At 50.8% G+C, this 13,069-nt stretch carries 11 protein-coding genes; 3 read left to right on the top strand and 8 right to left on the bottom strand.

The annotated features are described in order from the left end of the window. Positions 1–67: 67 nt before the first annotated feature. Positions 68–520, bottom strand: a complete 453-nt coding sequence (gene matP, locus ACJHYO_RS19735) for a macrodomain Ter protein MatP (RefSeq protein WP_000877152.1) — start codon at positions 518–520, stop codon at positions 68–70. Between the two features lie 185 nt (positions 521–705). Between matP and ACJHYO_RS19730 the strand changes: the two genes are divergently transcribed. Both ACJHYO_RS19730 and fabA read left to right on the top strand, forming a co-directional pair. Then, a complete protein-coding gene (locus ACJHYO_RS19730; protein WP_033549876.1) occupies positions 706–2,466 on the top strand; it encodes a Lon protease family protein in 1,761 nt (586 codons plus the stop codon). Between the two features lie 68 nt (positions 2,467–2,534). Continuing rightward, positions 2,535–3,053 carry a bifunctional 3-hydroxydecanoyl-ACP dehydratase/trans-2-decenoyl-ACP isomerase gene (fabA, locus tag ACJHYO_RS19725; protein ID WP_000227926.1) on the top strand — a complete coding sequence of 173 codons (519 nt, stop codon included), beginning with the start codon at positions 2,535–2,537 and terminating at the stop codon, positions 3,051–3,053. A gap of 69 nt (positions 3,054–3,122) precedes the next feature. Here fabA and rmf read toward each other — a convergent pair whose 3' ends face one another. From rmf to rlmKL, 6 genes are all read right to left on the bottom strand, one after another. After that, complete coding sequence (gene rmf, locus ACJHYO_RS19720; protein WP_000828648.1) at positions 3,123–3,290, bottom strand: ribosome modulation factor; 168 nt, start codon at positions 3,288–3,290, stop codon at positions 3,123–3,125. A 255-nt stretch (positions 3,291–3,545) separates the two neighbouring features. After that, complete coding sequence (gene pqiC / locus ACJHYO_RS19715; protein WP_024704915.1) at positions 3,546–4,109, bottom strand: membrane integrity-associated transporter subunit PqiC; 564 nt, start codon at positions 4,107–4,109, stop codon at positions 3,546–3,548. Further along, entirely contained in the window at positions 4,106–5,746 is a 1,641-nt protein-coding gene (gene pqiB, locus ACJHYO_RS19710; RefSeq protein ID WP_000445547.1) for an intermembrane transport protein PqiB, read from the bottom strand. Before pqiB ends, pqiC begins: the two co-directional genes overlap by 4 nt. Before the next feature lie 4 nt (positions 5,747–5,750). Next, positions 5,751–7,004: a membrane integrity-associated transporter subunit PqiA gene (gene pqiA / locus ACJHYO_RS19705; RefSeq protein ID WP_000333176.1), complete on the bottom strand. Its 1,254-nt coding sequence runs from the start codon at positions 7,002–7,004 to the stop codon at positions 5,751–5,753. 129 nt (positions 7,005–7,133) lie between these two features. Then, positions 7,134–9,041 carry an ABC transporter ATP-binding protein gene (locus ACJHYO_RS19700; RefSeq protein WP_033555419.1) on the bottom strand — a complete coding sequence of 636 codons (1,908 nt, stop codon included), beginning with the start codon at positions 9,039–9,041 and terminating at the stop codon, positions 7,134–7,136. 11 nt (positions 9,042–9,052) lie between these two features. Then, on the bottom strand, positions 9,053–11,161 hold the full coding sequence (gene rlmKL, locus ACJHYO_RS19695) for a bifunctional 23S rRNA (guanine(2069)-N(7))-methyltransferase RlmK/23S rRNA (guanine(2445)-N(2))-methyltransferase RlmL (protein ID WP_001086514.1): 2,109 nt from the start codon (positions 11,159–11,161) through the stop codon (positions 9,053–9,055). A 97-nt stretch (positions 11,162–11,258) separates the two neighbouring features. Here rlmKL and ycbX point away from each other — a divergent pair, with 97 nt between their 5' ends. Then, positions 11,259–12,368, top strand: a complete 1,110-nt coding sequence (ycbX, locus tag ACJHYO_RS19690) for a 6-N-hydroxylaminopurine resistance protein YcbX (RefSeq protein WP_001552705.1) — start codon at positions 11,259–11,261, stop codon at positions 12,366–12,368. On the opposite strand, the gene zapC is transcribed toward ycbX, so the two are convergent. Beyond that, on the bottom strand, positions 12,365–12,907 hold the full coding sequence (zapC, locus tag ACJHYO_RS19685; RefSeq protein WP_001295935.1) for a cell division protein ZapC: 543 nt from the start codon (positions 12,905–12,907) through the stop codon (positions 12,365–12,367). The genes ycbX and zapC overlap by 4 nt on opposite strands. Positions 12,908–13,069 lie beyond the last annotated feature (162 nt).

Here is a 13,069-nt window from a genome sequence, read left to right as displayed (position 1 = left end):
CTGGTAAAAAACCCCGCTGCTGCGGGGTTTTTTTTCGCCTTGCGTAAATTGAACTGACTTTTGACAGTTATTCCTTACCCAGCAATGCCTGCAGATCCTGCTTCAAAGAAGACATTTTATTCGCGTATTTCTCTTTGTTTTCCGCATCTTCAATCAGCTGAACAATCGTTTCAGAAAGCGTTTTACCGCGACGCTGCGCAAGGCCAGCCAGACGGTGCCAGACGATAAATTCCAGATCGATCGATTTTTTGCGCGTATGCTGGTGTTCTGCATTAAAATGGCGCTTCCGTCTGGCCCGAATGGTCTGCTTCATGCGATTGACCAGTTCCGGATTCATATGCTTGTCAATCCAACCATTTACCAGCACGGGTTCATTTTCCAGCGAGAGCAACTCATCGACGGCTTCCTGGGCGGCACTGGCTTCTATGTAACGGGTGATTAACTCCCCTTCGCGGTGCTTCTTCACCAGATACTTCCATTTCCAACCGCTTTCAAGATTTTCAAGTTGTTGATATTTCATAGCGATCTCAATGTTACCGTGTAACTCTTTACAGAATATCAGCTTTTTAGGCCAGTGAAGAAAAGAATCTCCATCCTGTGAGCTTTAACGCCCATGCCAGGCGTATTGTCGTTGCTTTCTACGTGTGCTGCAGTGCCGGTTACGGTATAATCGCGGCTTTGACAACAGACTAAAAAACATCAACTTTGACCATTACGAAACTTGCATGGCGTGACCTGGTTCCTGATACCGATAGCTATCAGGATATATTTGCTCAGCCACATTTGATTGACGAAAACGATCCTTTATTCAGTGATACTCAACCGCGACTGCAATTTGCGCTGGAGCAGTTGCTGCATACGCGAGCATCCTCCTCTTTTATGCTGGCGAAGGCCCCGGAAGAGTCTGAGTATCTGAATCTTATTGCTGATGCCGCGCGTACGCTACAAAGCGATGCAGGCCAACTGGTGGGCGGTCACTATGAGGTTTCCGGCCACACCATCCGCTTACGTCACGCAGTGAGTACAGATGATAATTTTGCGACTTTAACGCAAGTTGTCGCTGCCGACTGGGTAGAAGCAGAGCAACTCTTTGGCTGCCTGCGTCAGTTTAATGGCGATATTACCCTGCAGCCTGGTCTGGTGCATCAGGCAAATGGCGGTATTCTCATCATCTCTTTACGTACACTGCTGGCGCAACCTCTGCTGTGGATGCGGCTGAAAAATATCGTTAACCGCGAGCGTTTTGACTGGGTTGCGTTTGATGAGTCGCGCCCTCTCCCCGTCTCTGTGCCTTCGATGCCATTGAAGCTGAAAGTCATTCTGGTAGGCGAACGCGAATCATTGGCTGATTTCCAGGAGATGGAGCCAGAGCTTTCAGAGCAGGCTATTTATAGCGAATTTGAAGATACTCTGCAGATTGTCGATGCGGAGTCAGTAAGCCAGTGGTGTCGCTGGGTGACATTTACCGCCAGACATAATCACTTACCAGCACCGGGAGCGGATGCCTGGCCGGTACTTATCCGCGAAGCAGCACGCTACACTGGTGAACAAGAAACACTTCCGCTTAGCCCGCAGTGGATCCTCCGCCAGTGTCAAGAGGTCGCCTCCCTGTGTGATGGCGACACCTTCTCCGGCGAGCAGCTAAACTTAATGCTACAGCAGCGTGAATGGCGCGAAGGTTTCCTCGCTGAACGCATGCAGGATGAGATCCTTCAGGAGCAAATCCTGATTGAAACCGAAGGCGAACGCATCGGGCAAATTAACGCCCTTTCGGTCATTGAATTTCCGGGTCATCCACGCGCTTTTGGCGAACCTTCTCGCATTAGCTGCGTTGTGCATATTGGCGATGGTGAATTCACCGACATCGAACGCAAAGCGGAGCTTGGCGGCAATATCCATGCGAAAGGGATGATGATCATGCAAGCGTTCCTGATGTCGGAACTACAGCTTGAGCAACAGATCCCCTTCTCAGCATCGCTGACATTTGAGCAGTCATACAGTGAAGTGGATGGCGATAGTGCCTCGATGGCTGAACTCTGCGCCCTGATAAGCGCCCTCGCCGATGTGCCGGTGAATCAGAGTATCGCTATCACAGGTTCAGTCGATCAGTTCGGTCGCGCCCAGCCAGTCGGTGGTTTAAATGAGAAAATCGAAGGCTTCTTTGCTATTTGCCAGCAACGTGAGTTAACGGGGAAACAAGGTGTCATTATCCCCACAGCTAACGTTCGCCATTTAAGTCTTCACAGTGAACTGGTGAAAGCGGTAGAAGAAGACAAATTCACCATCTGGGCAGTAGACGATGTGACTGACGCACTGCCGTTATTATTAAATCTGGTGTGGGATGGCGAAGGCCAAACGACGCTGATGCAAACCATCCAGGAACGTATCGCACAAGCATCGCAACAGGAAGGACGTCACCGTTTTCCATGGCCATTACGTTGGCTGAACTGGTTTATTCCGAACTGATCGGACTTGTTCAGCGTACACGTGTTAGCTATCCTGCGTGCTTCAATAAAATAAGGCTTACAGAGAACATGGTAGATAAACGCGAATCCTATACAAAAGAAGACCTTCTTGCCTCTGGTCGCGGTGAACTGTTTGGCGCTAAAGGCCCGCAATTGCCAGCACCAAACATGCTGATGATGGACCGTGTGGTCAAAATGACCGAAACGGGTGGTAACTTCGACAAAGGGTATGTTGAAGCAGAGCTGGATATCAATCCGGATCTGTGGTTCTTCGGATGCCACTTTATCGGCGATCCGGTTATGCCGGGATGCCTGGGCCTGGACGCAATGTGGCAGCTGGTAGGGTTCTACCTCGGCTGGCTGGGCGGCGAAGGTAAAGGTCGCGCGCTGGGCGTAGGTGAAGTGAAATTCACAGGCCAGGTGCTGCCGACGGCGAAAAAAGTGACCTATCGTATTCACTTTAAACGCATAGTTAACCGTCGTCTGATTATGGGCCTGGCTGATGGCGAAGTGCTGGTTGATGGTCGTTTGATCTATACCGCCAACGACCTGAAAGTAGGTCTGTTCCAGGATACGTCTGCATTCTGATTTTAATCAGACAGAGTATATAAAGGCGAAACCTCCGCAATGCGGAGGTTTCTTTTTAAAGAGACAGAATCAGGCCATGACTACCCTGTCCGCCATGGCTTCTCGCCAGCCTCCCAGCCATTGTGACCTTTGATTCAGCGTCTGATAGGGACACATTTCTTTTGAGCGTCCGGCGATGCCGGCCTGATAACCACGTTGATGTGCCCGTTCCAGGCGATCTCGTTTTTGTCTCTTCATGCCTCGTTTCCCTCATACTGGTTTCTGGTGGAAAAGAAAACAGTGATTACTAAATATGCAATCACAGTTAAGCAATACCGCGAATCATAACTGCCGTCAATGCGCAAAATTCACGCCACTGTCATATTTGTGAGCTACACGGGCATGTCGGTTGTACAAAAAATGTGAAGAGGAACAACTTTTTCCGCACGTTAGAAACAAAAAAACCGCCTCAGGCAACATACCGGAGACGGTTATATTTACAAATCTTTATGATTAAGGTAGACGCTTTATCTCTTGCGCAATAGAAGTGGCTTCCTGACTCCAGACACTGGCCAGCACTTTAACCATCTCATCGTAACCATCCTGAGTTTGCACTCCTTCCAGACGGAACGGACGTTTGATCAGTTGTCCCTGGTGGTTCAACAGCCACTCACCACTGACAATGACCTTGCCATCATAGCGACCGTTAAACTCCGTGACGGTAACATTGAGCGTGTCCTGGGCGCTTCCCAGAGGCTGGGAGGCAACCACCCAGCCGGGTAGTTGCGTACTCAGGTTGGCAACCAGGGTGTTGCGCAACTGTTGATCCAACGGGCTGGCCCACAGGTTGTTGTTGGCAATCACATACTTCACATCACTGGTTTGATAAACCACACCATTCCCCGCCAGATAGTCAGGAACAGCGACCTGCTCAACCCATAACAGGCGATTACCCTGGCTGGCGGTGCTTTGTGTACCGCTCTGCACCACAGGTAACTGGTAATAGTTTTTATTAATTTCGCCGGAGCTGCATCCGGCCAGCCACAGTGCCGCAATCGTCACTAGCCACTTTTTCATTGTTTCGCCCTCTTCGGCTCTGGATCTTTTTTGTCCTTCGCTTCAAATACCAGCGCGTTACTCTTCTCGTTGAGCGTTTTCAGCACCGGTTGCAGTTCTCGCAACACCTGATCAAGGCGCTGCATATCCGCCACCATCTTGTTGTAGGCTGCGGAACCAGGCTGGAAGCCCTGCATGCTGCGATTCAATTCACGCAACGTTGACTGCATATCCGTCGGTAACTGCTGCATCGACTGGCTGGCAAGGATCTTGTTCATGCTATCCAGCGTCGTTTGCAGGTTTTTCATTGTGCGCTGACTTTCAGAAAGCGTACTGGTTGCCTGTTCAATCATCGGATTCAGTGGCAGTTTGTTGATCTTATCCAACGCTTCCATCAGTCGTTGCTGGATTTGCGCCAGGCCGCCGCTGACGGTCGGGATAATCTGATAACCATTAAATTCACGAATACCGGTTATTGCAGGCGTATTTGGATAGAAATCGAGATCAACATACAGTGCGCCAGTGACCAGGTTTCCGGTTTTCAGCGATCCGCGTAAACCACGTTTCAACAATTCGCCAAGGTGCTCAACAACATCCGCATTTTCGCCAAGCTGCATTTTCAGCCGCTCTGGCTCGATACGAATCAGTACCGGAATACGGTAATCATCGTTAAATGTCTGACGCATATTCGGCGCAAAGAATGGCACTTTGCTTACGGTACCCAGGCGAATACCCCGGAATTCTACCGGAGCTCCCGGTTGCAGACCGCGTACCGAATCTTTAAAGAACATCAGATAATCAATGTGATCGGTGTACAACGAATCCTGAATGCTCTTCTGATCATCATACAAAACGAAAGCTGTTTTCGGTGCCACTGGCTGCCCTAAATCCAGACCTTCCGGCACATCAAAGCTGACACCGCCACTAAGCAGCGTTGTCAATGAGCCCATCTCCACACGCATTCCCGCTGACGTCAGATCAACCGCAATGCCACTATCTTTCCAGAAACGAACATTGCTGGTCACCAGTCGGTCATAAGGTGCATTGATGAACAGTTGATAGCTGATATTGCGTTTTTGCGTATCGAAAGTGCTGGTTTCAACCGAACCTACCCGATAGCCACGGAACAGCACCGGATCTCCTGGCGAGAGCTGCCCGGCTTTTTTGCTATCGAGAAGCACACGGATACCTTTCGCATCAGGCGGGGCCAACGGTGGCGAGTCCAACAAATCGTATTTATCCATTTTGCTGCCTTTCGCGCCTGGCTGCAGTTCGATATAAACCCCAGACAGTAGCGTTCCCAGGCCGCTAATCCCTTCTCGACCAATCTGCGGTTTCACCACCCAAAAGACGGTATCTTTATGCAGCAATTTTTCCATACCGGAATTCAGCCGCGCTTTGATTTCAACGTGCGTCAAATCATCAGCCAGTGTGGCGCTTTCAACCACGCCGACGTCAACGCTACGGCTTTTAATGGTGGTTTTGCCACCTTCAATTCCTTCCGCATTCGCGGTGATCAGGGTCACTTCCGGTCCCTGATGGCTGTAATGATAAAAAAGAACCCAGGCCCCAATGAGCGCCGTGACGATAGGAAATATCCACACGGGAGACCAGTTCTTCACTTTCTGGATTTTGGCTTCCCCATTATTAGATTCCATACTGTCAGGACTCCTCATGCTCTGATTCAGGTTGACGATCCCACGACAAACGCGGGTCAAACGTCATAGCAGAAAACATTGTCATTATGACGACTAAAGCAAACATTAATGCACCCATTGCCGGATAAATACTCATTAAACCTCCCATACGCACCAGCGCCGAGAGCACCGCGATAACGAAAACGTCAATCATCGACCAGCGGCCTACAAACTCAACAACTTCATAAATCAAATGCATTCTTTCACTGTCGCGCTTGCCGTGTCCTTTGGCATCCCAACACAGCCACGCAATGGCGATCATCTTTAACGTTGGCACCATAATACTGGCCAGAAAAATCACCGCAGCGACGGGATAAGAGCCTTCGCTCCATAACAGAATGACCCCAGCGAGAATCGTCGACGGCATCTTCGAACCTAATAAATCCGTCACCATGATGGGCAAAATATTAGCCGGAAGATACAGCATGATGGACGTTACAAGCAGCGCGAGTGTCCACTGCAGGCTGTTTCTACGCCGAACGTACCCTTTGGTACTACAACGCGGGCACACGGGTTCATCAGCAGGAAGGATTGCCGTACAACAGGAGCACGAACGCAGCCCCTGACGTATCCCCGTGACACCTGGTTTTAGCGGCTGGCGCAGTTCTGGCATCGGGGCGATGTCGTCCCATAACCAGCGACGATCAACGCACTGAAAAGCGCGCAGTTGCAGAACACAAAATAAACACCAGGGGAGAAAGCTGCTGCCTACCCCAATGCTGCCGTAAGCCATCAGTTTAACGAAACTGACCAGCACACCCGCGAGGAAAATCTCCGCCATTCCCCAGGTTTTGAGTTGAAAAAGCACCCGTGCCAGTTGCTCTTTTAAACGGACCGGTAATTCCGCGCGATTCACCAGTAACAGAATGGTTATCAGACAAAACGCGGGAACCAGTTGCACAAACAACAGGAAAAAGGTGCCGAGGCTGGCGTAGTCCTCAGAAAAAAGCACGCCGGGAATTTCCAGTAATGTAATTTCACTGGTAACTCCTGCAACGTTCATATTCACAAAAGGAAACAAGTTGGACAGCAACAGCATGAACAGTGCAGCCAACGCATAGGCGGTGGGACGCTGCCGAGGGGCATCCCACGCCACGGTTAACGTTGTGCCACACCGGGGACATGCCGCTTTCTGACCATGCTCAAGGCGCGGTAACGCCACCAGCATGTCACACTGCGAGCACAGGATGTGCTTCGCGGCATGATGATGTTCGCACATTGGTACTCCTTAATGATGCGCTATTTTGCAGATGACTAACAAAGTGTTGGTTTTCATGCCTGATAAACCCAGTACATCAGGCACTTTTACCGTTGTCAGCAGTCTCTGTTTAAATCGACTATTTTGCGATCAGCCACCATTTTTTAACGCTTCAAGATACTCCCAGCGTTCAAAGGCTTGCTCCAGCTCCTGCTCTGCAGCAGCCATATCGGCGAGCACTTTTTGCGTCTGCTCATGCGGCTGACTGAAGAAGGAAGCATCCGCCACTTGCGTCTGTAAAGCTTCCAGCTTCGCCTCCAGATCTTCAAGCAATTGCGGTAGCAGCTCCAGTTCACGCTGCAATTTATAGCTTAGTTTGCTACTGCTGCGTTTTACAGTTTCTGCTTTTGGCGCGGCGGCTTCTTCGCTTTTTTTCACCGCAGGCTGTTTGAGCGCCACATACTGTTCTTGCTGACCACGGGCATCATGATAACCGCCAACATAACGACCAATTTTACCGCCGCCTTCGAAGATCCAGCATTCTGTAACGGTGTTATCGACAAACTGACGATCGTGGCTAACCAGCAATACCGTGCCCTGATAGCTGTCGATCAGTTCTTCCAGCAGTTCCAGCGTTTCGACATCAAGATCGTTGGTCGGTTCGTCAAGAATCAATAAGTTGCTTGGTTTGAGGAACAAACGCGCCAACAGCAAGCGGTTCCGCTCTCCGCCAGAAAGTGCACGTACTGGCGTCATCGCGCGTTTCGGATGGAACAGGAAGTCCTGCAAATAGCCCAATACGTGGCGTGGCTTGCCGTTAACCATCACCTCTTGCTTACCTTCGGCAAGGTTATCCATCACCGTTTTATCGGGATCCAGTTCCGCGCGGTGCTGATCGAAATAAGCTACTTCCAGTTTGGTGCCAACGTGAATACGCCCGCTGTCTGCTTGAAGCTGACCGAGCATTAGTTTCAGCAGCGTGGTTTTGCCGCACCCATTCGGACCAATCAGGGCAATTTTGTCGCCGCGTAGAACCTGGGCAGAAAAATCTTTCACCAGTTGCTTACCGTCAACCTGGTAGCAAACGTCCTCCATTTCGAAAACGATCTTACCGGAGCGGCTGGCTTCTTCCACCTGCATCTTTGCGGTACCCATTACTTCGCGACGTTCACCACGCTCACGACGCATTGCTTTCAGGGCGCGTACGCGGCCTTCATTACGGGTACGACGTGCTTTGATCCCCTGGCGGATCCACACCTCTTCCTGCGCCAGTTTGCGATCGAACTCGGCATTTTGTAATTCTTCCACGCGCAGGGCTTCTTCTTTTTCCAGCAGGTACTGGTCGTAATTCCCTGGATAGGTCACCAGCTTGCCGCGATCGAGATCAACAATGCGCGTCGCCATATTGCGGATAAACGAACGGTCGTGGGAAATGAAAATAATTGTCCCATTGAAGGTTTTGAGGAACCCTTCCAGCCAGTCGATGGTTTCAATATCCAGGTGGTTAGTCGGTTCGTCGAGCAGCAATACGCGCGGATTGCTCACCAGCGCGCGTCCTAATGCCGCTTTACGCAACCAGCCGCCGGAAAGCGACGACAGCGCAACATTAGGATCTAATCCCAGTTGCGCCAGCACTTCGTTGATGCGGTTTTCCAGCTGCCACAGGTTGTGGTGATCCAGCTGTTCCTGAACCTTCGCCAGTTCGTTGAGATTTTTCTCGCTCGGGTCGTTCATCACCAGGCGCGAAATATCGTGATAGCTTTTCAGGTATTCCGCTTGTTCTTCAATGCCTTCGGCAACGAAATCATAAACGCTACCCTCAACGTTACGCGGCGGATCCTGTTGCAGACGAGCTACAATCAAATCTTGCTCATAAATAATGCGACCGTCATCCAGCCCCTGTTCACGGTTGAGGATCTTCATTAACGTCGATTTGCCTGCGCCGTTACGCCCCACCAGACAAACACGTTCGTTATCTTCGATATGCAGTTCTGCGTTATCGAGAAGCGGCGCGTCGCTGAACGACAGCCATGCGCCATGCATACTGATTAATGACATTACTATTCCTTTCAGGCTGCGGTAATCAGCCAGCAGTTGTGGATCTGGCGGTTACGGGCGAAATCCTGGGAGAGCGTTTTTTGCGTAATTTCTTGTGCTTTCAGTCCCAGTTTCGCCAGACCGTCGAGATCCATACGGAAACCGCGTTTGTTGTTCGAGAACATGATCGTCCCACCTGCACGCAGCAGACGTTTCAAATCTTTCATCAGCGCCAGATGATCGCGCTGAACATCAAACGCATCTTCCATTCGTTTTGAGTTAGAAAAGGTTGGCGGATCGATAAAGATCAGATCGAACTGTTCATTTGCCTCACGCAGCCACGCCAGGCAATCGGCCTGAATCAGGCGATGCGCACGGCCAGTTAAGCCATTCAGACGCAGGTTGCGTTCTGCCCACTCCAGATAAGTACGCGACATATCCACGGTGGTGGTGCTGCGTGCACCACCTAATCCCGCATGCACGGTGGCGCTGCCGGTATAAGAGAACAGGTTGAGGAAATCTTTGCCTTTGCTCATCTGACCAAGCATACGACGGGCGATACGGTGATCGAGGAACAGACCGGTATCGAGGTAATCCGTCAGGTTCACCCACAAGTGAGCGTTATATTCGGTAACTTCCAGAAACTCGCCCTTCTCGCCCAGTTTCTGGTACTGGTTTTTGCCCTTCTGGCGTTCACGGGTTTTCAGCACCAGTTTGTTTGGCGCAATCCCCAGTACCGAAATGGTTGCAGCGATAATATCGAACAGACGCTGACGCGCTTTGTGCGCATCAATAGTTTTTGGCGGCGCATACTCCTGCACCACCACCCAGTCGGCATAACGGTCAACAGCAACGTTATATTCCGGCAGATCGGCGTCATACAGGCGGTAACATTCAATTCCTTCCTGGCGAGCCCACTTCTCGAATTTTTTGAGGTTCTTACGCAGACGGTTGGCGTAGTCCTCCGCTGCCATTGCCGGTTTGCTGTCTGGTGTGCTTTCGGCAACATGGTAGTTTTTCTGTACGCAGTCCAGCGGGCCGTTTTTCGCCTTGTACTGTTTGTCTGCACGCAGCTGCAGGCAGCTTAGCAGATCCGGCGAGGCACTAAACAAAGAGAGATTCCAGCCACCGAACTGGTTTTTCATGATTCGGCCCAGCAGACTATGCAGCGCAATCAGCGCCGGTTCGCTGTCCAGACGTTCACCGTATGGCGGGTTGCTCAACACTGTACCGTACGGCCCTTTCGGCAGCGGATTGGTCAGTTGCGCGACATCTTTCACCTCAAAGGTGATCAGTTCACCAATCCCCGCAAGACGGGCGTTAGTGCGCGCACGTTGAATCACCCGTGCGTCACTGTCCGAACCGTAGAAATGGGAACTATACTCCGCCAGGCCTTTACGGGCACGAGTTTGCGCTTCCGCTTTCACTTCCTGCCAGATAGCTTCATCATGCTGCGCCCAGCCGCTAAAGCCCCAACGGCCACGGTGCAAGCCCGGTGCGCGGTCGGTCGCCAGCATCGCTGCTTCAATCAGCAACGTACCGGAACCACACATTGGATCGAGCAGTGGTGTTCCTGGCTGCCAGCCGGATCGCATCACAATAGCGGCTGCCAGGGTTTCTTTGATCGGCGCAATGCCAGCACGATCACGATAGCCACGCAGATGTAAACCATCACCACTGAGATCAAGGGCGATACTGGCGGTTTCTTTATGCAGCCAGACGTTAACGCGGATATCCGGGGCATCGCGATCAACATTTGGACGCGGCAGATTTTTCCGCGTGAAAGCATCGACGATCGCGTCTTTCACTTTCATCGCACCGTACTGACTGTTGCGTATGGTGTCATTCAAACCACTGAAGTGGACAGCGAAGGTCGCGCCAGGATTAAACATCTCTGTCCAGTTGATCGCCTGAACACCGAGATAGAGGTCTAAATCGCTGTAAACCTTACACTCGCCCAGCGGCAACATAATACGCGAGGCCAGGCGGCTCCACATCAGGCTCTGGTAAACAAGCCGTGTGTCGCCCTTGAAATGGACCCCACCCTGAACCACCTGGCATTCAACGGCCCCCAGGTTTTCCAGTTCAGTTTTTAACAGCTCTTCCAGCCCACGGGCCGTACTGGCAAACAGAGAATTCATATTGTCACTTTTACTCTAAGAAAATTGTTGCGCATTATAGCTAATAAGCGCGTCATGTCATAAAGTTGAGGGCTTATTTTCATTTGAGGACCGCACCGTGGCGACATTAACCCGGCTTTTTATTCATCCTGTTAAATCGATGCGCGGCATTGGTCTTACACATACCCTGGCAGATGTCAGTGGTCTGGCCTTCGATCGCATCTTTATGATCACGGAACCTGACGGTACGTTTATTACCGCTCGCCAGTTTCCGCTAATGGTACGGTTTACTCCTTCACCCGTGCATGATGGCTTGCATCTCACCGCACCAGATGGCAGTAGTGCATATGTTCGTTTTGCTGATTTCGCCACACAAGACGCACCAACCGAAGTTTGGGGCACACATTTTACCGCGCGAATTGCGCCAGACGCGATCAACAAATGGCTAAGTGGATTTTTCTCCCGCGAAGTGCAATTACGCTGGGTGGGGCCACAAATGACCCGGCGCGTGAAACGCCACAACACTGTACCCCTGTCATTTGCTGATGGCTATCCTTACCTTCTTGCTAACGAGGCCTCGTTACGTGATCTCCAACAACGTTGTCCGGCCAGTGTAAAAATGGAGCAATTCCGCCCCAATCTGGTGGTTTCCGGTGCATCGGCCTGGGAAGAAGATAGCTGGAAAGTGATTCGCATTGGTGATGTCGTGTTTGATGTGGTTAAGCCTTGTAGCCGCTGTATTTTCACCACCGTCAGCCCAGAAAAAGGGCAAAAACATCCGGCAGGCGAACCATTAAAAACGCTGCAATCTTTCCGTACTGCCCAGGATAACGGCGATGTCGATTTTGGTCAGAATTTAATTGTCCGTAATAGCGGCGTGATTCGCGTTGGCGATGAGGTGGAAATTCTGGCAACGGCTCCGGCTAAAATTTACGGCGCAGGTGCCGCTGATGATACTGCCAACATCACGCAACAACCGGACGCAAACGTAGATATTGACTGGCAGGGACAGGCATTTCGTGGAAATAACCAACAGGTGCTGCTGGAGCAATTAGAAAATCAGGGAATTCGTATCCCTTATTCTTGCCGCGCGGGCATTTGTGGAAGTTGCCGTGTTCAGCTTTTAGAAGGCGAAGTCACGCCGCTAAAAAAATCAGCAATAGGCGATGATGGCACTATTCTTTGCTGTAGTTGTGTACCGAAGACTGCGCTTAAGCTGGCGCGTTAGACTGCCTGTTCGAGGCTGAAGCTGTCAACATTAACCTGCGGTTTCAGCCTGTCGTTCATGATTTTAATGGCGTCGCCCAACTGCATCGCGCGACCCGCAATAACAACGCAGGGTTGTGCCAGTAGACATAGCGCGGCATTCTCGCCAGATTCAACGACCAGTAAATTCACTTGCTCATGAGTGTCGCTCAACCAAACGTAGGCCGCATCGCCCGGCATGGGCATCCACATTTCACCATGAGATACAAAATGCCAGCTTTTCGGCATTTGCGGTTTGAGATAACGAATTGCTACCAGTGCATTCAGCACCAGTTCGGCTTTTTGTTCTTTAGATAAATTAAAATCGCGGCACTTTTCTTCAAAAGAGAAATAGAGCGCGGCGTCATCAACGCAAAAACCTGCGGGAGAAAAGGCATCTGGAGTCAACATTTTGCGCGCAAAACGTGAGCGAAATAGCATACCATTGGCTAAATCGAGCATCATTCGATCGTGCTCTTCATCGTAATACCAACGCCAGTTATCGTCTGGTTTAATTCGCATCTGCCACTCCCCAACCTTATAAAACCGCAGCGACACAATCCATTGTCGCTTCGCTTAATAACCTCAACAATAAAAGTACAAAATGTCTAAATAAGCAACAGCGATGAATATAAAACAACCAGGGCTGAAAATAAAGCCCTGATTATCTTATAAAGAGGAATT

The sequence above is a fragment of the Escherichia sp. WS1118 genome, assembly GCF_046487695.1.
In the GTDB taxonomy this organism is placed as follows: Bacteria; Pseudomonadota; Gammaproteobacteria; order Enterobacterales; family Enterobacteriaceae; genus Escherichia; species Escherichia coli.
Note: the sequence above shows the minus strand (reverse complement) of the source record. Positions and strands in the feature narration are given on the sequence as shown.